The organism is Ensifer sp. VA4, from assembly GCF_055710065.1.
This window is the reverse complement of the sequence record NZ_JBVQPO010000015.1, coordinates 141,979-166,984: the sequence shown is the minus strand read 5'-3', so window position 1 is coordinate 166,984 and position 25,006 is coordinate 141,979. Positions and strand designations below refer to the sequence as shown.

General features: G+C 62.3%; 24 protein-coding genes. 18 read left to right on the top strand and 6 right to left on the bottom strand.

Features of this window, described 5'->3' with window-relative positions; genetic code table 11:
- Positions 1–36: 36 nt before the first annotated feature.
- Both thrS and AC0C6X_RS25540 read left to right on the top strand, forming a co-directional pair.
- Positions 37–2,019 carry a threonine--tRNA ligase gene (thrS, locus tag AC0C6X_RS25545; RefSeq protein WP_173516304.1) on the top strand — a complete coding sequence of 661 codons (1,983 nt, stop codon included), beginning with the start codon at positions 37–39 and terminating at the stop codon, positions 2,017–2,019.
- Positions 2,020–2,098: 79 nt separating this feature from the next.
- Entirely contained in the window at positions 2,099–2,938 is an 840-nt protein-coding gene (locus tag AC0C6X_RS25540) for a lysophospholipid acyltransferase family protein (protein WP_173516305.1), read from the top strand.
- 32 nt (positions 2,939–2,970) lie between these two features.
- On the opposite strand, the gene AC0C6X_RS25535 is transcribed toward AC0C6X_RS25540, so the two are convergent.
- Entirely contained in the window at positions 2,971–3,981 is a 1,011-nt protein-coding gene (locus tag AC0C6X_RS25535; RefSeq protein WP_173516306.1) for a hypothetical protein, read from the bottom strand.
- A gap of 100 nt (positions 3,982–4,081) precedes the next feature.
- Between AC0C6X_RS25535 and AC0C6X_RS25530 the strand changes: the two genes are divergently transcribed.
- Positions 4,082–4,666, top strand: a complete 585-nt coding sequence (locus AC0C6X_RS25530; RefSeq protein ID WP_173516307.1) for a nitroreductase family protein — start codon at positions 4,082–4,084, stop codon at positions 4,664–4,666.
- Positions 4,666–5,268, top strand: a complete 603-nt coding sequence (locus AC0C6X_RS25525) for a flavin reductase family protein (protein ID WP_173516308.1) — start codon at positions 4,666–4,668, stop codon at positions 5,266–5,268. The genes AC0C6X_RS25530 and AC0C6X_RS25525 overlap by 1 nt, the downstream gene beginning before the upstream one ends.
- Before the next feature lie 27 nt (positions 5,269–5,295).
- On the opposite strand, the gene AC0C6X_RS25520 is transcribed toward AC0C6X_RS25525, so the two are convergent.
- On the bottom strand, positions 5,296–5,994 hold the full coding sequence (locus tag AC0C6X_RS25520; RefSeq protein WP_173516309.1) for an aldolase: 699 nt from the start codon (positions 5,992–5,994) through the stop codon (positions 5,296–5,298).
- Positions 5,995–6,068: 74 nt separating this feature from the next.
- On the opposite strand from AC0C6X_RS25520, the gene AC0C6X_RS25515 reads away from it, so the two are divergent.
- On the top strand, positions 6,069–7,205 hold the full coding sequence (locus AC0C6X_RS25515; RefSeq protein ID WP_173516310.1) for a DUF2336 domain-containing protein: 1,137 nt from the start codon (positions 6,069–6,071) through the stop codon (positions 7,203–7,205).
- A gap of 168 nt (positions 7,206–7,373) precedes the next feature.
- Here the strand turns inward: AC0C6X_RS25515 and AC0C6X_RS25510 are convergent, their stop codons facing one another.
- Positions 7,374–7,793: a hypothetical protein gene (locus AC0C6X_RS25510; protein ID WP_173516311.1), complete on the bottom strand. Its 420-nt coding sequence runs from the start codon at positions 7,791–7,793 to the stop codon at positions 7,374–7,376.
- 225 nt (positions 7,794–8,018) lie between these two features.
- On the opposite strand from AC0C6X_RS25510, the gene AC0C6X_RS25505 reads away from it, so the two are divergent.
- Positions 8,019–8,489: a GNAT family N-acetyltransferase gene (locus tag AC0C6X_RS25505; RefSeq protein ID WP_173516312.1), complete on the top strand. Its 471-nt coding sequence runs from the start codon at positions 8,019–8,021 to the stop codon at positions 8,487–8,489.
- A 131-nt stretch (positions 8,490–8,620) separates the two neighbouring features.
- Here AC0C6X_RS25505 and parE read toward each other — a convergent pair whose 3' ends face one another.
- Complete coding sequence (gene parE / locus AC0C6X_RS25500; RefSeq protein WP_173516313.1) at positions 8,621–10,681, bottom strand: DNA topoisomerase IV subunit B; 2,061 nt, start codon at positions 10,679–10,681, stop codon at positions 8,621–8,623.
- 252 nt (positions 10,682–10,933) lie between these two features.
- Here parE and AC0C6X_RS25495 point away from each other — a divergent pair, with 252 nt between their 5' ends.
- The 6 genes from AC0C6X_RS25495 (at position 10,934) to AC0C6X_RS25470 (ending at position 17,705) form a co-directional block, all read left to right on the top strand.
- Entirely contained in the window at positions 10,934–11,812 is an 879-nt protein-coding gene (locus AC0C6X_RS25495) for an alpha/beta hydrolase (RefSeq protein ID WP_472955892.1), read from the top strand.
- A 127-nt stretch (positions 11,813–11,939) separates the two neighbouring features.
- The gene (locus AC0C6X_RS25490; protein WP_472955889.1) at positions 11,940–13,382 is read left to right on the top strand and encodes a UbiA family prenyltransferase; all 1,443 of its coding nucleotides are present in this window, start codon (positions 11,940–11,942) and stop codon (positions 13,380–13,382) included.
- A complete protein-coding gene (locus AC0C6X_RS25485) occupies positions 13,379–14,701 on the top strand; it encodes an FAD-binding oxidoreductase (RefSeq protein ID WP_173516316.1) in 1,323 nt (440 codons plus the stop codon). The genes AC0C6X_RS25490 and AC0C6X_RS25485 overlap by 4 nt, the downstream gene beginning before the upstream one ends.
- A gap of 93 nt (positions 14,702–14,794) precedes the next feature.
- The gene (locus AC0C6X_RS25480) at positions 14,795–15,235 is read left to right on the top strand and encodes an EamA family transporter (protein WP_472955887.1); all 441 of its coding nucleotides are present in this window, start codon (positions 14,795–14,797) and stop codon (positions 15,233–15,235) included.
- A complete protein-coding gene (locus tag AC0C6X_RS25475; protein ID WP_173516318.1) occupies positions 15,232–16,242 on the top strand; it encodes an NAD-dependent epimerase/dehydratase family protein in 1,011 nt (336 codons plus the stop codon). Before AC0C6X_RS25480 ends, AC0C6X_RS25475 begins: the two co-directional genes overlap by 4 nt.
- 107 nt (positions 16,243–16,349) lie before the next feature.
- Positions 16,350–17,705 carry an aspartate aminotransferase family protein gene (locus AC0C6X_RS25470; protein ID WP_472955913.1) on the top strand — a complete coding sequence of 452 codons (1,356 nt, stop codon included), beginning with the start codon at positions 16,350–16,352 and terminating at the stop codon, positions 17,703–17,705.
- Between the two features lie 35 nt (positions 17,706–17,740).
- On the opposite strand, the gene AC0C6X_RS25465 is transcribed toward AC0C6X_RS25470, so the two are convergent.
- Together AC0C6X_RS25465 and AC0C6X_RS25460 are read right to left on the bottom strand one after the other, a co-directional pair.
- The gene (locus AC0C6X_RS25465; RefSeq protein WP_472955884.1) at positions 17,741–18,340 is read right to left on the bottom strand and encodes a YceI family protein; all 600 of its coding nucleotides are present in this window, start codon (positions 18,338–18,340) and stop codon (positions 17,741–17,743) included.
- The gene (locus AC0C6X_RS25460; RefSeq protein WP_472955881.1) at positions 18,337–18,957 is read right to left on the bottom strand and encodes a cytochrome b; all 621 of its coding nucleotides are present in this window, start codon (positions 18,955–18,957) and stop codon (positions 18,337–18,339) included. The genes AC0C6X_RS25465 and AC0C6X_RS25460 overlap by 4 nt, the downstream gene beginning before the upstream one ends.
- A 191-nt stretch (positions 18,958–19,148) precedes the next feature.
- Between AC0C6X_RS25460 and AC0C6X_RS25455 the strand changes: the two genes are divergently transcribed.
- The 6 genes from AC0C6X_RS25455 (at position 19,149) to AC0C6X_RS25430 (ending at position 24,959) form a co-directional block, all read left to right on the top strand.
- The gene (locus AC0C6X_RS25455; protein ID WP_247959085.1) at positions 19,149–19,628 is read left to right on the top strand and encodes a hypothetical protein; all 480 of its coding nucleotides are present in this window, start codon (positions 19,149–19,151) and stop codon (positions 19,626–19,628) included.
- A 192-nt stretch (positions 19,629–19,820) separates the two neighbouring features.
- Positions 19,821–20,306, top strand: a complete 486-nt coding sequence (locus tag AC0C6X_RS25450; RefSeq protein ID WP_472955879.1) for a GNAT family N-acetyltransferase — start codon at positions 19,821–19,823, stop codon at positions 20,304–20,306.
- Between the two features lie 192 nt (positions 20,307–20,498).
- On the top strand, positions 20,499–21,683 hold the full coding sequence (locus tag AC0C6X_RS25445) for a GNAT family N-acetyltransferase (RefSeq protein WP_472955877.1): 1,185 nt from the start codon (positions 20,499–20,501) through the stop codon (positions 21,681–21,683).
- A 121-nt stretch (positions 21,684–21,804) separates the two neighbouring features.
- Entirely contained in the window at positions 21,805–22,575 is a 771-nt protein-coding gene (gene tpiA / locus AC0C6X_RS25440) for a triose-phosphate isomerase (RefSeq protein ID WP_472955875.1), read from the top strand.
- Positions 22,576–22,706: 131 nt separating this feature from the next.
- On the top strand, positions 22,707–23,183 hold the full coding sequence (gene secG, locus AC0C6X_RS25435; RefSeq protein WP_472955874.1) for a preprotein translocase subunit SecG: 477 nt from the start codon (positions 22,707–22,709) through the stop codon (positions 23,181–23,183).
- 138 nt (positions 23,184–23,321) lie between these two features.
- Positions 23,322–24,959 carry a CTP synthase gene (locus AC0C6X_RS25430; RefSeq protein WP_312033043.1) on the top strand — a complete coding sequence of 546 codons (1,638 nt, stop codon included), beginning with the start codon at positions 23,322–23,324 and terminating at the stop codon, positions 24,957–24,959.
- Positions 24,960–25,006: the final 47 nt, after the last annotated feature.

Sequence of the window (25,006 nt, the reverse complement as noted above, 5' to 3'; positions counted from 1 at the left end):
CCCGCATTCGTTGGCGGGACTGGATAGGAGATCATTATGTCGAATTCCGTTTCCCTTACATTTCCCGATGGCTCGGTGCGCGAATATCCCTTCGGCACGACCGGCCGTGACGTAGCAGAATCGATTTCGAAGTCGCTCGCCAAAAAAGCCGTGGCGATTGCGCTCGACGACGAACTGCGCGACCTGTCCGATCCCGTGACCGATGGCAGGATCGAGATCGTCGTGCGCGACGACAAGCGCGCGCTGGAACTCATCCGTCACGATGCCGCGCACGTGATGGCCGAGGCTGTGCAGGAATTGTGGCCGGGAACGCAAGTGACCATCGGCCCGGTCATCGACAATGGCTTCTACTATGATTTCGCCCGCAACGAGCCCTTCACTCCGGACGATCTTCCGCTCATCGAAAAGCGGATGAAGGAGATCATCGCACGCAACAAGCCTTTCACCAAGGAAGTCTGGTCGCGCGAGAAGGCTCGCCGGGTCTTTGCTGAAAAGGGCGAGAGCTACAAGGTCGAACTCGTCGACGCGATCCCCGAGGGACAAGATCTCAAGATCTATTATCAGGGCGACTGGTTCGACCTTTGCCGCGGCCCGCACATGGCGTCGACCGGTCAGATCGGCACGGCCTTCAAGCTGATGAAGGTGGCCGGCGCCTATTGGCGCGGCGACAGCAACAACGCGATGCTGACCCGCATCTACGGTACCGCCTGGCACACCCAGGAAGAGCTCGACCAGTATCTGCACGTGCTCGCCGAAGCCGAAAAGCGCGATCATCGTCGCCTCGGCCGCGAAATGGACCTGTTCCATTTCCAGGAAGAGGGCCCGGGCGTCGTCTTCTGGCACGGCAAGGGCTGGCGTATGTTCCAGACGCTGGTGGCCTACATGCGCCGCCGGCTCGCAAACACCTACCAGGAAGTCAACGCGCCGCAGGTGCTCGACAAGTCGCTCTGGGAAACCTCGGGTCACTGGGGCTGGTACCGTGACAACATGTTCAAGGTGACGGTCGCCGGTGATGAGACCGACGACGACCGCGTCTTCGCGCTGAAGCCGATGAACTGCCCCGGCCATATCCAGATCTTCAAGCATGGCCTGAAGTCCTATCGCGAACTTCCGGTTCGCCTGGCCGAGTTCGGCAACGTCCACCGCTACGAGCCCTCGGGCGCGCTCCACGGTCTGATGCGCGTGCGCGGCTTCACGCAGGACGATGCCCACGTCTTCTGCACCGACGAGCAGATGGCGGCGGAATGCCTGCGCATCAACGACCTCATCCTCTCGGTTTACGAGGACTTCGGCTTCAAGGAAGTGGTGGTCAAGCTCTCCACTCGCCCGGACAAGCGCGTCGGCTCCGACGAGCTCTGGGATCGCGCCGAGAGCGTGATGATGGACGTGCTGAAGACGATCGAGGCGCAGTCGGAAGGCCGCATCAAGACCGGCATCCTGCCGGGCGAGGGTGCCTTCTACGGGCCGAAGTTCGAGTATACGCTGAAAGACGCAATCGGCCGCGAATGGCAGTGCGGCACCACCCAGGTCGACTTCAACCTGCCGGAGCGTTTCGGCGCATTCTACATCGACAAGGAATCGGAAAAGCGCCAACCGGTCATGATCCATCGCGCCATCTGCGGTTCGATGGAGCGCTTCCTCGGCATTCTGATCGAGAACTTCGCCGGCCATATGCCGCTCTGGGTTTCGCCGCTGCAGGTCGTCGTCGCGACGATTACCTCGGAAGCCGACGACTACGGTCGCGAGGTTGCCGAGCTCCTGCGTGATGCGGGCTTGACCGTCGAGACCGACTTCCGCAACGAGAAGATCAACTACAAGGTCCGCGAACATTCGGTGACCAAGGTTCCGGTCATCGTCGTCTGCGGCAAGCGCGAGGCCGAAGAACGTTCGGTCAACATCCGCCGTCTGGGTTCCCAGGCGCAGACCGCGATGTCGCTCGACGAGGCGATTGCATCGCTCGCGTCGGAAGCCATGGCGCCGGACCTCAAGCGCAAGGCCGAAAAGAAAGCCCGGGGTTGAGACCCCGGGCACTTGCTTTGTCAGCAAACTGTCATATTAGCGGAATATCCGGATACGAGATGATCCATCGGAGAATTCCGTGCAGTTCAAAGAGCTGTCCTACGCCAACGCAAACGACCGGCGTCTGAAGCGCTGGTTCATCCGCTCCATCGAAGGCCTGTCGGGCCGCAACCGTTACGCAAAGCTCTACACGCGCTGGCGGTCCGACATCGTCGGCAAGAGCGATCGGGTCTTCGGCGAGATGCTGCAGCTCATCGATGTGAAGCTGCGCACCCAGGGCGAGTGGCCGCCGCGGCATTTGCCCGACACGCCGATCGTCATCGTCGCCAATCACCCGTTCGGCATCGGTGACGGCATCGCCGTATTGGCTCTCGCCGAACAGCTTGGCCGACCGTTCCGCGTCCTCATCAACAACGAACTGCTGAAGGTGCCGGAAATGGCGCCGTACTCCCTGCCGGTGTCGTTCGAGGAGACGAAGGAGGCGCTGGCCGTCAACATGGCGACGCGCCATGAGGCGTTGCGGCTGCTGAAGGAGGGCGTGACCATCGTGATCTTTCCCGCCGGCGGCGTCGCGACCGCGCCCAAGGGGTTTGGCCGTGCCGAGGACCTGCCCTGGAAGATCTTCCCGGCGAAACTGATCCAGGCGGCGCGCGCGAGTGTCATCCCGATCTACTTCGAGGGGCAGAACGGTCCCATCTTCCATCTGGCGAGCAAGATTTCACTGACGCTGAGGCTGTCGCTACTGATCCGCGAGTTCCGCCGTCTGTCCGGCACGACGATCGCGGCGCGCATCGGCCGGGTTCTGACGCCCGAGGACCTCGGCGTCTGTAGTGATCGCAAGGATCTGCTGGCCCGCATCTATGACGCGGTCTTCTCCATGGCGCCGCCGCGCCGGCGGTTCATGCGGCGAGCCGGCTGACGTAGCGTCAATCGCTTACCGTTACGCTGGGGTTAGTCCTGTGCTTCAGAGACGGCGCCCGGATTGGTGTTCGCGTCGTTGCCGCCGCTGCTGAGCAGCACTTCGACGTCCGTGTTGACGCCGGCCTTCACGGTGAAGTCCCGTTCGTAGATCTTGTCCTTGTAGCGCGCGACGGCGGAGTAGCTGCCTTCGAGCAGAACCAGCGTCGGGAAGGCGCCGTTTTCTTCATCCACCGTGTCGCCTGCCGACGTCAGGATCGTCCAGGCGGTGTTGGCAATGGCTTCGCCGCCCGGTTCCGACACCAGCTTGAGCGTCAGCTTGGCAGCGCGGTGCTGAATGGTCGCTTCCGTCAGCTTGCCGGCCTCGACCTGGATGTCGGCGGCTGTCGAAGCGTTGGTCGCACCGTAGCTCGAGGTCACGTGATAGGTTCCGGCGCCGAGCCGGATCACCGTATTCGGCTTCACATCCGACATGATGAGCGCCCGCTCGCCGTCGCTTTTGGTATCTGCGGAATAAACGGAGAAGCTGAGTTCTGCCGGCGGTATGCGGACATCGCTGCCGGAGACGGCGTTCAGCTTGATGCCGCCTGCATCCAAGACCAGAGTCTGCTTTTCGAGCGTGCCTTCCTCGGGCACGCGGATCTTGCGCGTTGCTGAGGCGCGTCCGAAGGAAACGTTGACGAAGTAATCACCCGGTGCGACGTTGAATGCCGTCGAGCCGCCCTCCGACGTCGCCAGCAGCGGCAGCTTGCCGTCGCTTCCCGGGATCGGGCTGAACACGCGCCAGGTCAGGCCGGCTTCGACGGGCGCGCCCTTCTCCGTGAGCAAGGCTTCGAGCTTGACATCCTTCAAGGTGCCTTCCGCGATCGGATCGGTCGTCATCGGGCTGAAGCCCGTAAGCTTCGGCATCTTGCGCGGGCCGGCGATCGAGGGAAAACTCTCGAAGGCCTGGGTCGCATCCTCGGCACGCACACTTTCCGCGGCAGCGCCGGCGACAAGGATCGCGAGCCCGGTTCCGAGGAAAATACGAGAGCATGCACGCATGAGAGCAGTTGACTTCCTGACTGAGTGACTCCACTTGGGACGCCGATATGGCATTTTCGTGGCTTCCGATGCTGCGGCAAATTAGTGGAATTCATCCGACATGAAAACCGAAATTAAGCTTGTTGACTACCTTGCGTCCCGCCGCTCGATCCCCGCTTTCCAGATGGGCGAACCCGGCCCCAGCAGGGCCGAGGTCGAGGAGATGCTGAAGCTCGCCTCCCGTGTGCCGGATCACGGCAAGCTCGCTCCCTGGCGCTTCATCGTCTATCGCGGCGAGGAAAGGGCGCGCATCAGCGCCGAATTGAAGGCGCTGGCGCTGGCGGTAAAACCGGATCTTTCGGAGGAAATGATCAAGGTCGAGGAAACGCGGCTGACGCGGGCGCCGGTCGTCGTTGCCGTGGTCAGCAAGGCTGCGCCGCATTTCAAGATCCCGGAATGGGAGCAGTTGATGTCTGCCGGCGCCGTGTGTCTCAATCTGCTGATGGCCGCAAACGCACTCGGCTACGCCTCCAACTGGTTGACCGAATGGTTCGCCTTCGACGAACGCGCCTATCCCTTGCTGGGTGTCAATCCGGGTGAGAAACTTGCCGGCTTCATCCACATCGGTACCGCGATGGTGCCGCCGACGGAACGGCCGCGGCCGGAACTCGCCGAGATCGTCACCTGGGTCGGAGAGGACGCCTGATGTTCTACGATACGGCCTCGAATCGTCACGGCCTGCCGCATGACCCCTTCAAGGCCATCGTCTCGCCACGGCCGATCGGCTGGATCGGCACGCGCGGGGCCGACGACACGCTTAACCTCGCGCCCTATTCTTTCTTCAACGCCATCAGTGATCGGCCAAAGCTCGTGATGTTCTCGTCCAGCGGCCACAAGGATACGGTCCGCAACATCGAGGCGACGGGTGAGTTCACGGCGAGCTTCGCCAGCCGCAATCTTGCCGAGGCTGTCAACAAGACGTCTGTTCCCGCACCGCATGGCGAGAGCGAATTCGAGATCGCCGGGCTTACTCCGGTCGATGGCACCTTGGTGAATGCGCCGTACGTCGCCGAGGCTTTTGCTGCGCTCGAGTGCCGGATGACCGAGATGTTTCAACCAAAAAGCCTGGAAGGCGCGGTGACCGACAACTATGTCGTCATCGGCCAGGTCGTCGGCATTCATATCCGAGAAGAAGCAATCCGCGACGGCCGCTTCGACATGGCGACGGTCAAGCCGCTCGCCCGTCTTGGTTACATGGATTATTGCGACGGTGGTGATGTCTTTCAGATGACCCGCCCGACGCGTTGAGACCCGAGACTTTGGCCGCGTGATGGGTCACGCGTTGCTTAGAATGGCTGCCTGTTCGACCGAGTTGCAGACGACCGAGGCAAAACCGTTGTCACGGCTCTGCGATCGCACCCACCGTGCCGCGGCTTCGTCAGGGGTGGCAGGCAATACTTCATAGGCGGGCACGCCGGCTTCGAACGCCCTCAGGACCACATTCGCGCGTCCGGTGAGGATCGGCGCTGCGACGCGCTGATGGCGAGCGCTGGTCGGCTCCTGACAACCTACGGACTTTGCCAGCGCTAAGCCATTGAAGATCAGAGCCTTCAGGCGGGGCGACGAGTCCGTCAGCGGATGGGGCGACAAGAATCCCTCCGGCGAACCGCCGTATTCTCCATAGATCCGGATAGGATTGGGCGCGGTGCCGTTGGCGGCTTCCGCAACCCGCAGCATCACATCGAGCTGCTGTATATCGGCACGCCCACGACATCCGGAAAGCACGATGCCGTCGGCACCGCTATCGAGCAGCTGTTGCAACGCGTCTTCGCTCAGCCGCTCCAGCGGTCCGACGCGCGCGAGAAGCGCGAAGGTGCGGCCTGCCAAACCTGCCATTCCGGCAAGCGTATCGGTGTCGGAACCAATATCCACGATGATACCGGCGAGCGCATTGAGTGCAACGATGTCCATGGCCGGGAGGGCGCTTTTGACGATCAGCAGCGGCTTCATGGTTTGGGAGCGGTTAACAGACATGGTGAACCAATCTTAAACCTTTGCCCGCTAGGGTTTGAACATCGGTGGCATTGGCGTGGTCTAGTGGGGCGTAGGTGATCATACAAGCATTTCTTCGCTGGGTGGAAACGGCGAGAACGGGTGAGCGCACCCGCGCCGCCAGTGCGCTTGGTCGCGCCTATGTCGATGCGCAGATGAATGGCCTGGATCGCCGCGCCGCGGAGATGGCGATGACCTTCCTGCTCGATGACCCGTCGCCAAAGGTTCGGCACGCACTTGCCGATGCGCTTTGCGGCTGCTCGTCCGTTCCGCGCGCCATTATTCTCGGCCTCGCCGAGGACCAGCCTGAAATTGCCTATGTCGTCATATCCCGCTCGCCGGTCTTGACGGATGAGGACCTCGTCGACCTTGCGGCCAGAGGAACGCTCGAAACACGGGCTCTGATCGCCGCGCGCAGCTTCGTCTCCCGTGCCGTATCGGCCGCGATCGCCGAAATCGGCGGCGAGGAAGAAATTCTGATCCTCCTGGAAAACGCGGGCGCCAACCTGTCGCGCCGGTCGTTGAAACGCATCGCCGAGCGACTTGGCTGTTCCGCGGCCGTGCGTGACCTGTTGCTTGCACGGCCGGACCTGCCGAGCGACGCCCGCCACGCGCTGGTGGAAGAGGTGGGCGCGGCACTGGCCGCCTTCGGCCTGGTGCAGACGGCGATCGGAGAAGCCCGGGGCCGGCGGATCACCCGGGAAGCCTGCGACATCGCTGCCGTCGGCATGGCCGGCACGCTGGCGGTGGAGGAATTGCCTGGCCTCGTGGCACATCTGCGCGAGACCGGGCGCCTGACCCCAGCCTTCCTGCTCCATGCGCTCGTTACCGGCCGCGCGGAATTTTTCTCGGCGGCAATCGTCGATCTCTCCGGCGTTTGCGAAAAGCGCGTGCGCTCCATCCTCTCCGGCGGCCGCATTCATTCGATCCGCGCCCTGTTCGAAAGCGCCGGCCTCGGCCATGATGTCAGCGAAACCTTCGCTGCGGCCGTGCTTCTCTGGCGCCAGGATGCTTCAGCCGGAAACGACAGTGTCGCTTCCGTTTCCGCAGCACTGCTTGCACGCCTTCGGAATGCGCGGACATCGTCGCCGGTCAATTCTGCGATGATCGACCTGCTCGAGCGCCTGGCATTTGCCGAGGAGCGGCAGTCGGCCCGCGACTACGCGGAACTCGCGGCGCGACAGGCCGCGTGACTTTGGTTGCGGTCGATTGCGTCCCGCAGCGTCTCCATCTACTTCTCCGCAGGCGCTCCGGCGACCGGCGCACCTCCGGTAGTACGAAGGCCGCCGCAACCGTCGCTGTGACCGGTATAGGAAATCGCCGTTTCCGGCGCGACTGCCCGCGGACAACCTGCTGAAAGCTCATTTCTCGTTGGTGAACCGGCGGGCGACCCAGGAATAACCGTCTTCGATGTAGTGCACCGGCTTTGTGACGATGGCCTTGAGCTTTTCCCGATCCGGGATGGCACCCGACAGGAAGGCCAGTGTCCGTTTCGGCAAGGTTGGTTCAGGCTCCGGCTCCGCCACCTGCGAGGGCGGCATCCGGCTCTGCTGGGAGCCGGCCGGTGGCGGCGTCAAGTCGGCGAGGGTCGGGCTGGAGCTTTCGCAAACGGCGACGACGACCGGATAGTTTGCGTTCGAGAACTTTGGCAATTGCGCCTGCGAGTCCGTGTCGCATTGGGCGATAGACGGCCATGTGCCGTTGACCGTCGAGATGTACTGGCATTGGCTGACATCGTGGTCGCAGCCGAGAATGGTCATGACAATCAGCGCCGCTTGCATGGTGTTCCTGTCGTTGGTCCCTGGAGCTTGTGAGGGATCAACCTATGCCTGTGCGATTCTCTCCGAATTGCGGCGGAGCAGCGGGTGGCGCGGAACAAATTGTTTCGGCCCGTTAGCCGGATTGATAAGGCGGGACCGGCGTCTGCGTCATTTGACGTATTGGCTGGCGGAAAAGCTGACACTAACGTCCGGCAGAAATAGCTGAGATCGAGAAGGACGAAACAAGTGCCTGCCGTAACCATAGCCCTGGAGTCGCCGCGCCAAGCTCAGGTCGTGCGTCTATTGGAACTCTCCGACGCCTATGCCGCTTCGCTCTATCCCGCCGAGAGCAATCATATGATCGACTTGTCGAGCCTGGAGCAGCCTGGAGTTTCCTTCTATGTGGCACGGCGTGACGGCGACATCGTCGGTTGCTGTGCCCTGGTGAAAGCCGACGACGGCACGGCAGAGATCAAGCGCATGTTCGTCGATCCGGGGGCGAGGGGGCTGAAGATCGGCAAGCTGTTGCTGCAGGCGCTGGAGGCACGCGCGGGTGAACTCGGATATACGGCAATTCGCCTCGAAACCGGCATCTACCAGCCCGAGGCGATCGGGCTTTACAAGGCGGCCGCCTATGTCGAGCGTCCGCCCTTTGGTGGCTACCAGCCGGATCCGCTGAGTCTGTTCATGGAAAAGCCCGTTCGCCGGGCGGTATGATCTCGGCTCGCCGAACCGCGATGCGCTGAAAACCAAAACGGCAGCACTCGTGCCGCCGTTCTCGATCTCGATCGCTGAGCGGTGGAGTGCGACGCGCAAGAACGTCACGCGTCTTCGCGTCCATCCCGCGATCAGATGTCCAGGTTCTCGGCGAACACGGCGCGCTCCTGGATGAAGCGGAAGCGGGCGTCGGCCTTCGTGCCCATGAGATTGTCCACCGCCTCGCGCGTGCCCTCGAAGTCGATCTCGTCGATCTCGACCTTCAGCAGCGTGCGATGGGCCGGGTCCATCGTCGTTTCCTTGAGCTGCGCGGGCAGCATTTCGCCAAGACCCTTGAAGCGACCGATCTCGACCTTGCCGCGGCCGGCAAATTCGGTGCGCATCAGCTCTTCGCGATGCGCGTCGTCGCGGGCATAGAGCGTCTTCGAGCCCTGGCTGATGCGGTAGAGCGGCGGTACGGCGAGATAGAGGTGGCCGCCGCGGATCAGCTCCGGCATCTCCTGGTAGAAGAAGGTGATCAGCAGCGAGGCGATATGCGCGCCGTCGACGTCGGCGTCGGTCATGATGATGACGCGCTCGTAGCGGAGATCCTCGCCGCGATACTTGGTTCTCGTGCCGCAGCCGAGGGCCTGGACGAGATCGGCGATCTGCTGGTTGGCGCTGAGCTTTTCGCGGCCCGCACTCGCGACGTTGAGGATCTTGCCGCGCAGCGGCAGGATCGCCTGGTTGGAGCGGTTGCGCGCCTGCTTTGCCGATCCGCCTGCCGAATCCCCTTCGACGATGAAGAGTTCGGCGCCTTCTGCGGTGTTCTGCGAGCAGTCCGCCAGCTTGCCGGGTAGGCGGAGCTTACGCACCGCCGTCTTGCGGTTGACTTCCTTCTCCTTGCGCCGGCGCACGCGCTCTTCGGCGCGCTCGATCACCCAGTCGAGCAGCTTGGCGGCTTCTCCCGGATTGTCGGCCAGATAGTGATCGAAGGGGTCACGAAGCGCGTTTTCGACGATGCGCTGCGCCTCGACCGTCGCAAGCTTGTCCTTCGTCTGGCCGACGAACTCCGGTTCGCGGATGAAGACCGACAGCATGCCAGCCGCCGAGATCATCACGTCGTCGGTGGTGATGATCGCCGCCCGCTTGTTCTGCGTCAGTTCGGCATAGCTCTTCAGGCCCTTGGTCAGCGCGATGCGGAAACCCGCCTCATGCGTGCCGCCCTCGGGCGTCGGGATGGTGTTGCAGTAGGAATGCACCTGCTGGTCGCCGCCGTACCAGGTGACGGCCCATTCGAGCGAGCCGTGCCCGTTCGCTTTCTCCGACTTGCCGGCGAAGATCTCGCGGGTGACGGTGAACTCCTTGCCGAGCGTCGCGGCGAGGTAGTCCTTCAGGCCGCCCGGGAAGTGGAAGACGGCCTTGTCCGGGATTTCGGAGCCTTCTTGCAGGAGCGACGGATCGCAGGACCAGCGGATCTCGACGCCGCCGAAGAGATAGGCCTTCGAGCGCGCCATGCGGAACAGCCGCCCGGGCTCGAAATGTGCGTGCGGCCCGAAGATATCCGGGTCCGGATGGAAGCGAACGCGGGTGCCGCGGCGGTTGTGCACGTCGCCGAGTTCTTCGAGCCCGCCCTGCGGAATGCCGCGGGAGAAGCGCTGGCGATAGAGCTTGCGGTTGCGGGCGACCTCGACTTCGAGCGCATCGGACAGCGCGTTGACGACGGAAACGCCCACGCCGTGAAGACCGCCCGAGGTTTCGTAGGCCTTGCCATCGAACTTGCCGCCGGCATGCAGCACCGTCATGACGACTTCGAGCGTCGACTTGCCCGGGAATTTCGGATGGTTCTCGACCGGGATACCGCGGCCGTTATCGGTCACGGTCAGGAAGCCGTCGGCATCGAGGTTGACTTCGATGAAGTTCGCGTGGCCGGCGACCGCTTCGTCCATCGAGTTGTCGATGACTTCGGCGAAGAGGTGGTGCAGCGCCTTCTCGTCGGTGCCGCCGATATACATGCCCGGACGACGACGAACCGGCTCCAGACCCTCGAGCACCTCGATCGCCGAAGCGTCATAGTCGCTGCCATCACTGCCTTTCGGCGCAGGGCGCGGCTCTTCGCGCGCGACTGGTGCCGCTGGCACCGCCGGCTTGGCGCTCGGCTGTGCAGGCTTCGGTTGCTCGGGCATTGAGAAGAGGTCGCTGTTGTCGTCCATGGGGCCGTTCGGGTCGTTCCTGTCGTCTGGGGATGCCGGAGGCCATAGCAAGACCTCGGCTTTGCCGCCATCCCCCGGCGGTCGAATCACCTGAATTCTGCCAGACTCTCGCGGGATACGCGAACAAAAGGAGAATGCTGGCCTTGGCCGGGGGCGAAATGCCGCCTTCATGGCCATGTCATGGAGCAAGTGTTGCTTTGGCGTCCGGGCGATGGCAAGGCTTTCGGCGAACGAGGGAGCCCGTCATTGGCCGTGTCCACAATTGTTTTTCCGTTTCGTCGGCTTTTGCTGGCCGTTGCCTTGCTTTCCGCGGCTTCCGTCGCCCAGGCACAGGCTCTGAAGCCCTTCAAGGACGAACTCTTCTCCTATGGCAAGGTGCTGCAGCAGAATGATGACGGCGACGACCTGACCGTCGATTACCAGGAACTGCGCGACATCAACGAACGGGACGAGATCCCGGAGCGCCGGGTGAAACGTGCCTATGTTTCGCTTGGCGTGAAGAGCGAGCAGGTCAACGAGACGCTGGACATTGGCGGCCGTTCGCTCGATGTGACCCGCGTCGGTCCCGACCGTGGCGCTGCCTTCACGGTGATCTTCGTCCACGGCCGCGGCGGCGATCGCCGGCTCGGCACCAACGATTTTTCCTTCGGCGGCAACTTCAACCGGCTGAAGAACCTTGCCGTCGCCAATGGCGGCACCTACTACGCGCCGAGCGTCCGCTCCTTCGATACATCAGGTGCTGCGGATATTGCCGGCCTGGTGAAGCAGGCTTCCGAGCGGTCCGGCGGTCGCCCCGTGGTGCTCGCCTGCGCCTCGATGGGAAGCTTCATCTGCTGGGGCGTTTCGCGCGATGCCTCTGCCGTGGCGGCTCTCGGCGGCATGATGGTGATGGGGGGCGTGAGCGACCCCGATTTCACCAAGAGCGCTGCCTACAAGGCGAAGCTGCCGATGTTCTTCAGCCACGGCAGCCGCGACAGCGTCTATCCGGCCGAAAGCCAGAGGGCGCTCTACCGTGAGCTCAAGTCCAAGGGCTACCCGACACGCTTCGTTCTCTTCGAAACCGGCTCGCACGGCACCCCGCTGCGCATGACCGATTGGCGCGATGCGTTGAACTGGATCGGTCGCCACTGACCTTTGTCGGCGCCGCTGACATTTGTTAACCAGCCCGACAGTTTCCGGGCGAGATTGTGGGCCGTGTTTCCACTCTGGAAAGTTGAAGACGTCATCATGCCCGGCAATTATGGCTGGGGTGGAAATCATGGACGCGCGCACCGAAACACGGCACGTTCCCCTGTGTGTGGATCTCGACGGTACTTTGTTGGCCGCCGATACGCTGTGGGAAGGTGCGGCGATCATCCTCTTGCGCAATCCCCTGATGCTCATTCCCATGCTGTTCTGGCTGGCGAAGGGCAAGGCGCGGCTGAAGCATGAGGTGGCCTTGCGTTCCGGCCGCCAGGCTCAGGACTGGCCTTACCGCCAGGCCGTCATCGATCGGCTGGCGGAGGAGAGAAAATCCGGGCGCGAACTGGTGCTCGTCACCGGAGCGGCGCCATCCGTCGCCAGAGACGTTGCCGATCATGTCGGGCTCTTCTCCTCGGTCATGCATTCGACCGACGCGCTCAATCTTACGAGCAGCCGCAAGCGCCAGGCTCTGGTCGACCGCTACGGCGACGGTGCCTTCGACTACATGGGCAACAGCCGTGACGACATCGCCGTCTTCGAAGCGGCGCGGCGCGCGATCGTGGTTGCTCCGGACGCGGCCGCCGAAAAGTGGCGCCGCAATCATGATTCCGAGCGCCTGGATACCGGCAAGGTGAGCATGCTCGCGCCGCTGAAATCCATTCGGGTGCATCAATGGGCGAAAAACGTGCTCATCGTTGTGCCTATGATCCTCAATCACGAGGTCCTGCATCTCGACGCGATCGTCAGCGTCATCATTGCCTTCTTCGCGTTCAGTTTCCTCGCCTCGGCGGTCTACGTCATCAACGACCTTTCGGACCTTTCGAATGACCGTCGCCACGCGAAGAAGCGTCACCGGCCGCTCGCAAGCGGCCAGATGTCGGTGCCGACGGCGCTCATTCTTGCCGCCTGCCTCGTCCTGGCGTCGCTGTCGCTGACGCTCTTGCTGCCGTGGAAATTCGCCGGTGTGCTGGCGTTCTATGCCTGCGCGACGACGGCCTATACCTTCGTGCTGAAGCGCAAGCTGCTGGTCGACGTCTTCACGCTTGCCGGCCTCTACACCACGCGCATTGTTGCCGGTGCTGCGGCCACGGGCACGGAACTCTCCTTCTGGCTGGTTTCCTTCGCTATCTTCTTCTTTCTCAGCCTGGCGCTGGTGAAGCGCTACGTCGAGTTGCACGATTTTGACGACAAGGACGGCGGCAACGTTCCGGGCCGCGGCTATCTTGCTGTCGATTTCGAGATGGTGGGGCAGGCCGGCGTCGCTTCCGCCTTCACCTCGGCCCTGGTCCTTGCGCTCTACGTGCACAGCAAGGAACTCCAGGAAATGTACACCACGCCCTGGGCGCTGTGGCCGCTTTGCCCGCTGGTGCTCTATATGTTGTTGCGCATCTGGATGCTTGCGCGTCGCGGCATGCTGCATGAAGACCCCGTTGTCTTCATCATGCGTGACTGGCGCAGCCAATTGACCATGCTGGTCGGCGCGCTGTTGATCCTGTTTGGAGCCATCGGGCCGCAATGAGTTTGCTAGATCATGAAAGCTGGGGTCGGCTCGACAATCGCGCGCGGCCGGCCATCTCGCCCGACGACTATGAGGACCGTCTCGGCAGCCTGGAGGCCGGTGGCTACTTGCCCTTCGGCAACGGCCGCAGCTATGGCGACAGTTGCCATAATGACCGGGGCACGCTGATCGAAAGCCGCCGACATGGCCGGATCATCGCCTTCGATCCCGGCACCGGGAAGATGACCTGCGAGGCCGGCGTGACCTTGCGTCAGGTGCTCGAACGCGCGATCGAACATCGCTTCTTCCTGCCGGTCACCCCTGGTACGGCTTTCGTCACCGTCGGCGGCGCCCTTGCCAACGACGTCCACGGCAAGAACCACCATGCGCGCGGCACCTTCGGCAATCACGTGACGGGTTTCACGCTCCTGCGTTCGAACGGGGATCGGCTGACCTGTTCGCCGGAAGAGAACTCTGAACTCTACGCCGCGACCATCGGCGGCATGGGCCTGACGGGCTTGATCCTGACCGTGGATCTGCGGCTGATGAAGGTGCCGTCGCCGCATGTCCAGCAACATGCGATCCGCTTCGACAACCTCGACCAATACTTCGCCCTCGTCGATCGCGTCGACCAGGAGCACGAATATTCCGTTGCCTGGATCGATCAGCTCGCAACCGGTTCCCGCGCGGGCAGGGGTGTATTGCTGGCCGGCGACCACGCCGATGGCTCCTGCGAGTTGCCCGACATCCCAAAGGGACTGAAGCTGTCGGTGCCCTTCGCGCCGCCTTTCAACCTTCTGAACCGGGCAACGCTCAAGGCTTTCAACGAATATTACTTCCGCAAGGAAAAACCGGGTGAAACCGTGACGACGGTTCCCTGGACATCCTATTTCTATCCGCTGGATGCGATCGGCGCCTGGAACAGGCTTTACGGTCCGCGCGGTCTCTACCAGCACCAGAGCGTCTATCCGACGGACCGTGCACCGGAGATCACGGCGAAGCTGATGGAGACCGCTCGGCTTGCCGGCCACGCGTCATTCCTCACGGTTCTGAAGCGTTTCGGCGACATCGGCTCGCGCGGTCTTCTTTCCTTCCCGCGACCCGGTTTTACTTTGACATTGGACTTCGCCAATCAAGGTGAACGGACAGTAAAGCTCCTGGATGCGCTCGATCGCATCGTGATCGAGGCCGGCGGTGCGATCAATCCGTACAAGGATGCCCGCATGAGCCCGCAAGTCTTTGAAAAATCGTTCCCTTCCTGGAAAAAGCTCGAGGCGCTGCGCGATCCTGCGCTCGTTTCCAACTTCTGGAAGCGCACGGCTCTGGCTTTGCCAGAATGAGAATGCAGACAATTTTATTCAATTAAACTTTCAAACTTCACGGAAAATCCGCCTCTTGCCCGTAAGTACATTTGCGGGACTGGGAGTAAAACAATGAAATATATTCCATTCATTCTCTTTACGGTGCTTACCAACGCTGCCGCTCAGCTCATGCTGAAGCAGGGAATGATGACGCTCGGACCGATATCGATGACCGCCGAAACGGCGATCGTCCGGCTGTTCCAGATCGTCTTCAACCCCTGGGTCTTTGCCGGCCTCGCGACCTTCGTCATTTCGATGGCGTCGCATCTCTATGTGCTGTCGAAGGTCGAGCTTTCCTTTGCCTATCCTTTCCTGAGCCTCGCTTACGTTGCCGTCGCGGTCTTCGCCTATTTCGTTTTCCGCGAGGACCTCAATGCCTGGCGCATCGCCGGTATCGCGCTGATCTGTGCAGGAACCGTTCTCATCGCCCAGTCGGGCATCTCATCCCATGCCGATGACAAGTCGGCTGAAGCCGCCGGGGTGGGCACCGCAGAATTCGGGAGCAAGTCATGAAACACATCATCTTTGGTGGCGACGGCTTCGTTGGCCGTCACCTGGCGGAGCGCCTAGTCAAGGACGGCGAGGAAGTCGTGATCGCCGATATCGTCAAGTCCGACCTGCCGCATTACGGCCGCGCCCGCTTCGTCCATTGCGACGTCACCGATCTGGAATCTGTTCAAAAGGTCGGGATCGGCGCGGACGATATGGTCTACAACATGGCGGCGAAGATGCTGTCGCCGCTGCAGATCCGCTCGAAACGATGGGAATTCTTCTGGCCCGTCAACTATTACGGCGCCGAAAACATCATGAAGGCCATGGATGCCGCCGGCGCGTCGCGTCTGGTGCAGTTCACCACCGACATGATCTACGGCCATACGGTCCAGTCGCCGCAGACGGAGGATCACCCGGCAAAGCCGCTCGGTGAGTACGGTAAGTCGAAGTGGGCGACGGAACAGCTCGCGGTGCAATGGCGCAAGCAGGGCATGAACATTGCGATCTTCCGCCCGCGCCTCATCATTGGCCCCGGCCGTCTCGGCATTCTCGAGAAATTGTTCAAGCTGATCGACCTGAACCTGCCGGTGCCGATGATCGGCTCGGGCAAGGTGCCCTACCAGTTCATTTCGGTCTTCGATTGCGCCGAAGCCGCGCGCCTTGCCTGGAAGGGCGGCGTGCCGAACGAAGCCTATAATCTCGGCTCCGACAATCCGCCTTCCGTGCGCGACCTGCTCGGCAATCTGATCAGGCACGCGGGTTCCAAGTCCTTCCTGCTGCCGACGCCCGCCTTCGCGGTCAAGCAGACACTGGCCTTCTTCGACCTGATCAACAGGCCGATCATGGATCCGGAGCAGTATCTGATCGCCGACGAGATGTGCGTGCGCGAAACCGGCAAGCTGAAGCGTGAGCTCGGCTGGCGTGCCGAATACAATGACGGCGACATGCTGATCGCCGCCTACGACGAATATCGGGCGAAGAAGACGGGCGCCGTTTCCACCGCTGCCGTCGCCGTGCCGGCCGAATGAGGGGAGACACCATGCTGGACATACCGAACCGTATCGCCGTTGCCGCCCCCTCGCTTGACGGTGGCGTGACCAAGCCCGACCTCATCACCGTCGAACAGGCGAAAGCCATGTCGATCGGCGACATCACCACGGCTTTCAAGGAGCACCTGAACCCAGGACAGCTCCACTTCATGAAGCTTCTCGGCTTCCACAAGGTGAAGATCGAGAGCGCCGAGGGCATGTTCTACACCGACCAGAACGGCCGAAAGATCCTCGATTTCTTCGGCGGCTTCGGCTCGCTCGCCTTCGGCCACAATCATCCGCGCATCCTCGATGCGCGCCAGAAGTTCCAGGACGAAAAGCGCCACGAGATCGCGATCGCCTTCATGTCGCAATATGCGGCGGCTCTGGCGAAGAACATCGCTGCCTGCTCGCCCGGCGATCTCAACATGGTCTTTCTCGGATCGTCCGGTTCGGAAGCGATGGAGGCGGCGGTCAAGCTCGCCGAGCGCGCCGCCGGTCCGAAGCGGCCGAAGGTCGTCCATGCCGAGAATTCCTTCCACGGCAAGACCAAAGGCGTGCTCGCCATCACCGATGGCCAGCTTTACCGCGCCGACTTCAAGGTCACCGACAATACGGTCCGCGTGCCCTTTGCCGATATCGACGCCGTGGAGAACGCCTTCAAGTCCGATCCGGAAATCGGCGTCATCGTGCTCGAAACCATCCAGGGCGGCGGCGGCATCATCCAGGCGCCGGCCGAATACTGGCAGAAGCTGCGCGCGCTCTGCGACAAATACGGCGTGCTCTGGGTCGCCGACGAGGTGCAGTGCGGCTATGGCCGCTCCGGTCGCTTCTATGCCTTTGAGCATTATGGCGTCGTGCCCGATGTGACCGCGCTTGCCAAGTCGCTCGGCGCCGGCAAGGCCGCCGTTGGTGCGATGATCGCGCGCCGTGAAGTCTACATGAAGGCCTATGGCACGCCGAAGACCGCGATGATCCACGCCATGGCAACCTTCGGCGGCATGGGCGAGGCCTGTGTGACGGCGATCGAGGGCATCAACGTGCTCTACGACGAACACCTGATCGATCGCGCCGCCGACAGCGGCGAATATCTGCTCGAGCGCCTGCAGGCGCTGAAGGAGAAGTATCCGAAGATCATCAAGGACGTGCGCGGCAAGGGGCTGATGGTCGGCCTCGAGTTCCAGGACTTCAGCCAGACGCTGCCGATGGTTCTGCGCCCTGTCGTCTCGATGCTCGACGACAAGCTCAAGGGCTCGCTCTCGGGCTTCATTGGCGCGCTGCTGCTGCGCGACTACGACGTGCTCGTCGCCTTCACTGAATACAATCGCAATGTCATCCGGCTCGAGCCGCCGCTGATTTGCGAGCGCGCCCACGTCGACCAGTTCATCGCTGCGTTGGACGACCTGCTCGGCCGCGGCATCGTACGCATCGTCAAGGATTTCGTCGGCAGCCAGATCGGCTGAACGACGAGCCTATCCTTCGCCAAGGGCAGGGGCGTTCAGCGCCTCTGCCCTTTGATGTTCATGTCGAATTCGACGACGTTGGAATAGATCGGCGTGCCGACATCCATGCCGTAGGGCGAGCGGTGGATATTGCCGCGGATGTTGAAGGCGATCGAACCGCGATTCCAGTCAAGCAGCGTGACGGAGAAGCGCTCCTTGCGGGAGGTGCCGCGGGCCGTCAATGTTCCCTCGACCGCCGCCGTATCGGGGCCGGTCTGCTTCACGTTCGTCGAGCGGAAGGTGACGGTGCTGTAGTTGGCAGTATCGAAGACGGCGCTCGATTTCAGGAAATCCTCGACACGCTTCTCTCCCGTTTTCACACTCGCCGGATAAAGCGTGAACTCGACCGTTGAGCGGCCGACATCATTTCGGTCGATGCGGAAACTTCCGGAAAATTTGCCGAAGTCACCGGCAATTCCTCCACCGCCACCGGTTTGTGCCACCGTGAAATGGATGCGGGAGGCAGAGGTGATGCCATAGTTGCCGGCGGCGTCGGCAAGGTCAGGCGCGGCGGCGAATGTGAGTGACGCACCGGACATGACCGCCAGAAAGGCGAGTGCAATTGCCCTGGGTGATGGTTGCAGGCGCAGTGTCATGGTTTCTTCCTTCCAGCGATCACCGGATCTGCGCTCGCCGCTTGGGAGCGTTTACGGCGGTGCGATCCGGCCGACAGCATGCGAACGAGGACGTCGTCCCGGCGCGCAAAGTGGTGGTGGAGGGCGGCCAATGCGTGAAACGCGACAAAAGCGAGGAGCAGGTAGGCGAGCGTCATATGGACGAGCGTCCAGAAGTCCTCGGCCGGCGCCGATTTCGCCATCGGCAGATGCGGTATGATGAACCAGTTGAAATAGAAGCTGGGAATATTCAGCGTCGAGGTCGACGCGACGGCCCAGCCGGCGAGCGGGACCGCGAGAGCAAGCCCGATGAGCACGATATGGGTGACGCTGCCGGCACGCTGTTCAAGTGGGCTGAGGCCTGCTGGCGGTTGGGGGCGAAGCTCGATCACGTGCCAGAGGGCGCGGATTGCCGCCAGGCCAAGCGCGGTGAAACCCAGCGACTTGTGCCACTGGTAGAGCGAAAACTGCAGCGCTGGGTCGATCGGAACCCGGCGCATGATGAAGCCGAGGGCGAGCAAGGCGAGAATGATCACGGCAATCGTCCAGTGAAGAACGATGGTGACCCAGCCGAACCCGGCCCTGTCGTTGCGCAACATGATCGTCTCCGTGTTCGCCAGCCCGGCCGCTACAATTCGGTTACGGCGGTGAGACCCATGAGCCCATGCTTTTATTCGCCGATAATACCGTAAAATTGCACTGCGATCTTGTTGAGGTCGGCAAGCTGTGGTCCACTTGCAGTGGAGGGGACACGGAGGAGTTGTTCCTAGGAGCAGTTGGGCTGGCATACATGGCGAAGAAAAAAACGACACCAATGAGTCCGCACGAGCGGGAGGCCTACGAGCATGCGTGCAGGGGCATCCGCTTTGGAACCGAAGCCAAATATGGCGAGGCGATCGACGCCTGGCGTCTGGCGTCCGACGTAGCCGACGCGCACCTCGCTTTCACGGACATGTATTACTGGGTCAAGAGCGGCTACGGCGCGGCACTTTGCGATGCCGGCCAGTATCGGGAGAGCATTGCCGTCTCACTGCTGGCCCGAGAATGGACCTTGGAGCGGCGCCAGCCGCTCTCGTCGCTTTCGATCGCGCGCTCCTACCTCGCTCTTGGCGAAGGCGAGGCGGCCGCCCCTTACCTCCGCGAGGTTCACGGCTTGATCGGCGATACGATCTTCGAGCAATTCGACGAAGATCTGGAAGCGGACGTTCACGCGGCGATTGCCGGCTTGGAGAACGGCGGAACGCAGCCGACGGCAGGTCGACCAAAGTGACGTCGGGTTCCTAAACTGGAGCCACGACCCACTCGCGAACCGGATTTCACGGGCGTTCGCCAATGCGAACGGGCAGGCGTTTTCTCGCCATGATTTCATTATAGGCGCCAATTGCCCTTTTTGCGGGTGAATTGATGCCGACCGTCTCGGCCTCGGCTTTTTTACATTTTGATTTTTCTTAGGAGTTTCCCAATGCGTGAGACCGTATTGACGTCTGATGCCGAGATTAGCCTCCGGCGAATTTCAGCCGCGAGCGTCTGTGACGTCTGCGAGCTCAGCGAGACGCTGAGCGACGAACAGCGCGACATGGTAGCGGACAACGGCACCTCGATCGCCGAGGCCCATTTTTCCGAGAATGCCTGGTTCCGCGCGATCTATGCTGAGGAGACGCTGGTCGGTTTCATCATGCTGCATGAAGGTTCCGACTGGGACGACGGCATCGATTGCCCCGGCGTCTATCTCTGGCGCTTCATGATTGCCCGCCCGTTTCAGGGCAGGGGCTTTGGCAAGCAGGCGATTGCCCTTGTCGTGCGCGATCTGACAGCCCGCGGTCTTCGCGAACTCTACACGAGCTACGGGCAGGGTCCCGGCAGCCCCGAAGGATTTTATCGTGGCCTCGGCTTTGAGCCGACGGGCGAACACTATGATGACGAGCTTGAGGCCGTGCTGAGGTTTTAGGAACAGCGCGCACATGGGGCACCGGCCGCATGTCTGCCGACACGATTTTATGAATAGGACTATGGGTAACGATCTTCACGAGGCCAATCGCCTCTCCTGGAACGCGGCGACGGTCGCGCATAACAGCCACAAGGGCGATCAGGCCGCGTTTTTTCGCGCGGCGGTTCCACGCTCTATCCTGAAGAAATCGGCTTGCTCGGCGACGTCGCCGGGCTGGAGCTTCTCCATCTCCAATGCAACTCCGGTCAGGACAGCCTGAGTCTCGCCCGCCTCGGCGCCCGGGTCACTGGTGTCGATATCTCGGACGAGGCGATCGCCTTTGCGACGCGGCTTTCCGAAGAAAGCGGGATTGCGGCCAGCTTCGAACGGTCCGACCTGTTCGAATGGTTCGAGCGTGCGGTGGCGGACGGACGGCGGTTCGATCGCGTCTTCGCGTCCTACGGCACCATCTGCTGGCTGTCGGATCTCGGCGTTTGGGCGCGCGGCATAGCCGACGTGCTGAGGCCGGGCGGGCGCTTCGCCTTCATCGAGTTCCATCCCTTCGCCATGGTCTTCGACCCGGGCTGGAAGCCACACTACGACTATGCTCCCAAGAACCCGGTCGCAGAAGCGGGCGTCGGCGACTATGTCGCCGATTCCGGTACAGGCCTTGCAATCGGCGGCTACCAAGAGGGTGTCGTGGGCTTTACCAATCCCCACCCATCCTTCGAGTTCAACTGGGGTATCGCTGACGTGATCCAGGCGCTCATCGATGCCGGACTCCGGATCGAGCGTCTGACGGAATATCCCTATGCCAACGGCTGGGTCGGCTTCGAAGGCATGCGAGATCTCGGTGACCGGCGCATGGCGCCGCCTGCAACCATGCCAAGCCTGCCTTTGATGTACTCGATTGCGGCCGCAAAGCCGGAAGGCAAGCAGGGAGCCCGTGACGGTGCCGCGCCCATCACCATTCGCCCCTGGCGTCCGGAGGAAGGCGAACGGTTGCTTGCAATCTGGCTCGCGGCATCGCGTATCGGCCATCCGTTTCTCGGTGAGGCGCGCCTTCTCGAACAGCAGCAGCTGGTGCGGGACACTTACCTGCCGATGGCAGACAATTGGGTCGCCGCGATCGACGGGCAGGTCGTAGGCTTCATCGGGCTGATCGAGAACTTCATTGGCGGACTGTTCGTCGATCCGGACATCCACGGCGCCGGCATCGGTCGCGCCCTTGTCGAGGATGCTGCCGCGCGCCTCGGGCCGCTCGAAGTCAGTGTCTATGCCGACAATCAAGCCGCCGTCGACTTCTATCGTCGCCGCGGTTTCGTCGAAACCGCACGCAAGGAGACCGACGACGAAGGGCTGCCCTTGGCGGTGATCGAGATGACACGCAGCGCCTGACAACCGCTCGCGGCGGGGCAGGACAACTTGTTCCGCCGCGGGAATAATCGCCGGCAGAGCTTTTATTTGCCGGGCGCATTTGCTAGGCCGCTTGCGGAGAAAAGTACCCGGAGGAAATTGCATGACGCCCGATATCCGCCCGCTCGTCGCCGGCAATTGGAAGATGAACGGAACCCGCGCCTCGCTCGATCAGATCAAGGCGATGGCCGAAGGGGTCAAGGGCGAACTTTCCGCCAAGGTCGAAACCCTGATCTGCCCGCCGGCAACCCTGCTCTATGTGGCAACGGCGCTTTGTGATGACAGCCCGCTGATGATCGGCGCGCAGGATTGCCATCAGAAGCAGTCGGGTGCCCACACCGGCGACGTTTCCGCCGAAATGATCGCCGATTGCTTCGGCACCCATGTCATCGTCGGCCATTCCGAGCGTCGCACCGACCACGCCGAAAGCGATGCGCTGGTTCGCGCGAAGACGGAAGCGGCACATGCCGCCGAGCTCGTGGCGATCGTCTGCATCGGCGAGACCGGCGATGAGCGCAAGTCCGGCAAGACGCTTGACGTTCTGAAGCGCCAGCTCGCCGAGAGCCTGCCGGATACGGCGACCGCCGAAAACACCGTCATTGCGTACGAACCCGTCTGGGCGATCGGTACCGGCCTGACCCCGACGGCGGCCGATGTCGAGGAGGCGCATGCCTTCATGCGCGAGGAACTCGTTTCGCGCTTCGGCAACGCCGGTGCCAAGATGCGCATCCTCTACGGCGGCTCGGTCAAGCCGTCCAATGCCAAGGAGCTGATGGGCGTCGCCAATGTTGACGGCGCCCTGATCGGCGGCGCGAGCTTGAAAGCGGAAGACTTCCTCGCCATCTACCGGGCTTATGAAGAATTGACGGCCTGATCGCCCGCATCGCCGGGCAGGGGCTTGGAATGGCGCACGGCATGGTATAAAGAGGCGCGAAAATTGCGCCCGGCCATGCCGAGTTTGCGCATGGTTTGATTCGTGTGCCCAAAGGGCAGGACTGGAAGCTGATGCAGACCGTACTACTCGTCATCTATCTCATGGTCGTCGTCGCCCTGATCGGCGTCGTTCTCATTCAGCGTTCCGAAGGCGGCGGCCTTGGTATCGGCGGCGGCTCGGGCTTCATGTCCGCGCGCGGCACGGCCAATGCGCTGACCCGCACGACGGGAATCCTCGCGGCCCTGTTCTTCGTTCTGGCGCTCGCCATGGGCATCCTGGCTCGCTATCAGCCGCAGGCGACCGACATTCTCGACCGTATCCCGGGCACCAGCTCGAATGGCGGCGGCGTTCTCAACTCGCTCGGCGGCGGCAACACCCAGGCTCCCGCCGGCGGCGCCACCCAGCAGCAGCCGGCAACTGCCCCGGCAACGGGCAACGATGTGCCCTCGACGGCACCGGCAACGTCGGGCCAAGCTCCGGCAGGCGGCGCAACGACCGAGACGCCCGCCAACAACAATTCGGGATCGCAAGTTCCCAGCGGCCAATAAGGGCGCAATTCCAAAGAACCCGCCGGCGGATGTTTCATCCGCCGGTTTTGTTTTGTGTGAAATCTGCCTCCATCCCAAGGCGAAAAGTTCTGGAACATGAATTTTTCGGTGGCGGAATCATTTGTGAAAAGGTATCCGGTGACTCCCATGGCGCGATATGTATTCATCACTGGCGGCGTGGTTTCCTCCCTCGGAAAAGGCATCGCTGCAGCAGCTCTCGGAGCATTGCTGCAGGCGCGTGGCTACCGGGTGAGACTGCGCAAGCTCGACCCCTACCTCAACGTTGATCCGGGCACCATGAGCCCGACCCAGCACGGCGAGGTTTTCGTAACCGACGATGGCGCGGAGACCGATCTCGATCTCGGCCACTACGAACGCTTCACGGGGCGTTCGGCGACGAAGACCGACAACATCACCACGGGCCGGATCTACAAGAACATCATCGACAAGGAACGGCGCGGCGACTATCTCGGCGCGACGGTTCAGGTGATTCCGCACGTCACCAATGAAATCAAGAACTTCGTCACCGAAGGCAATGACGACTACGACTTCGTGCTCTGTGAGATCGGCGGCACGGTCGGCGACATCGAAGCGATGCCGTTCATGGAGGCGATCCGCCAGCTCGGCAACGACCTGCCGCGCGGCACCGCAGTTTACGTCCATCTGACGCTCATGCCCTATATCCCGGCAGCCGGTGAGCTGAAGACCAAGCCGACGCAGCATTCGGTCAAGGAACTGCAGGCGCTCGGCATTCATCCCGATATCCTGCTCGTTCGCGCCGACCGCGAAATTCCGGAAGCCGAGCGTCGCAAGCTTTCGCTGTTCTGCAACGTCCGGCAGTCGGCCGTTATCCAGGCGCTCGACGTTGCCTCGATCTATGACGTTCCGATCGCCTACCACAAGGAAGGCCTCGACAACGAAGTACTCGCCGCCTTCGGCATCGAGCCGGCGCCGAAGCCGCGCATGGAAGCCTGGGAACGTGTTGCCGACCGGATCCGCACCCCGGAAGGCGAAGTGACGATCGCGATCGTCGGCAAGTACACGGGCCTCAAGGATGCCTACAAGTCGCTGATCGAAGCGCTTTACCACGGCGGTATCGCCAACCGGGTGAAGGTCAAGCTCGAGTGGATCGAGTCCGAAGTCTTCGAGAAGGAAGATCCGGCCCCCTATCTCGAAAAGGTGCACGGCATCCTCGTTCCCGGCGGGTTCGGCGAACGCGGCTCCGAGGGCAAGATCAACGCGGCCCGCTTTGCCCGCGAGCGTAAGGTGCCTTACTTCGGCATCTGCTTCGGCATGCAGATGGCGGTCGTGGAAGCGGCCCGCAACCTCGCCGGGATCGAGAAGGCTTCGTCCACGGAATTCGGTCCGACCAAGGAGCCGGTCGTCGGCCTGATGACCGAATGGGTGAAAGGCAACGAGCTCGAGAAGCGTTCCGCCTCCGGCGATCTCGGCGGCACGATGCGTCTCGGCGCCTACCGCGCGTCGCTCAAGGGCAACACCAAGATCGCCGAGATCTATGGTTCGACCGATATTTCAGAGCGCCACCGCCACCGCTACGAAGTTAACGTCGACTACAAGGACCGCCTCGAGTCCTGTGGCCTCGTTTTCTCCGGCATGTCTCCGGACGGCGTGCTGCCGGAAACGGTCGAATATCCGGATCATCCGTGGTTCATCGGCGTCCAGTATCATCCGGAACTGAAGTCGCGTCCGCTGGACCCACATCCGCTGTTTGCAAGCTTCGTCGAAGCGGCACTGGAACAGTCCCGCCTCGTCTAAGTCGGGATTGCATGAACCAAGAAAGGCCGGTCGCGAGATCGGCCTTT

Bases quoted from the DNA above. Each gene is read 5' to 3' on its own strand.
- AC0C6X_RS25525 (WP_173516308.1), top strand. From the start codon at position 4,666: ATGTTCTACGATACGGCCTCGAATCGTCACGGCCTGCCGCATGACCCC.
- AC0C6X_RS25490 (WP_472955889.1), top strand. From the start codon at position 11,940: ATGGACGCGCGCACCGAAACACGGCACGTTCCCCTGTGTGTGGATCTC.
- AC0C6X_RS25535 (WP_173516306.1), bottom strand. From the start codon at position 3,981: ATGCGTGCATGCTCTCGTATTTTCCTCGGAACCGGGCTCGCGATCCTT.
- AC0C6X_RS25470 (WP_472955913.1), top strand. From the start codon at position 16,350: ATGTCGATCGGCGACATCACCACGGCTTTCAAGGAGCACCTGAACCCA.
- parE (WP_173516313.1), bottom strand. From the start codon at position 10,681: ATGGACGACAACAGCGACCTCTTCTCAATGCCCGAGCAACCGAAGCCT.
- tpiA (WP_472955875.1), top strand. From the start codon at position 21,805: ATGACGCCCGATATCCGCCCGCTCGTCGCCGGCAATTGGAAGATGAAC.
- AC0C6X_RS25475 (WP_173516318.1), top strand. From the start codon at position 15,232: ATGAAACACATCATCTTTGGTGGCGACGGCTTCGTTGGCCGTCACCTG.
- thrS (WP_173516304.1), top strand. From the start codon at position 37: ATGTCGAATTCCGTTTCCCTTACATTTCCCGATGGCTCGGTGCGCGAA.
- AC0C6X_RS25465 (WP_472955884.1), bottom strand. From the start codon at position 18,340: ATGACACTGCGCCTGCAACCATCACCCAGGGCAATTGCACTCGCCTTT.
- AC0C6X_RS25530 (WP_173516307.1), top strand. From the start codon at position 4,082: ATGAAAACCGAAATTAAGCTTGTTGACTACCTTGCGTCCCGCCGCTCG.
- AC0C6X_RS25460 (WP_472955881.1), bottom strand. From the start codon at position 18,957: ATGTTGCGCAACGACAGGGCCGGGTTCGGCTGGGTCACCATCGTTCTT.
- AC0C6X_RS25485 (WP_173516316.1), top strand. From the start codon at position 13,379: ATGAGTTTGCTAGATCATGAAAGCTGGGGTCGGCTCGACAATCGCGCG.
- AC0C6X_RS25450 (WP_472955879.1), top strand. From the start codon at position 19,821: ATGCGTGAGACCGTATTGACGTCTGATGCCGAGATTAGCCTCCGGCGA.
- AC0C6X_RS25510 (WP_173516311.1), bottom strand. From the start codon at position 7,793: ATGCAAGCGGCGCTGATTGTCATGACCATTCTCGGCTGCGACCACGAT.
- AC0C6X_RS25455 (WP_247959085.1), top strand. From the start codon at position 19,149: ATGGCGAAGAAAAAAACGACACCAATGAGTCCGCACGAGCGGGAGGCC.
- AC0C6X_RS25520 (WP_173516309.1), bottom strand. From the start codon at position 5,994: ATGTCTGTTAACCGCTCCCAAACCATGAAGCCGCTGCTGATCGTCAAA.
- AC0C6X_RS25480 (WP_472955887.1), top strand. From the start codon at position 14,795: ATGAAATATATTCCATTCATTCTCTTTACGGTGCTTACCAACGCTGCC.
- secG (WP_472955874.1), top strand. From the start codon at position 22,707: ATGCAGACCGTACTACTCGTCATCTATCTCATGGTCGTCGTCGCCCTG.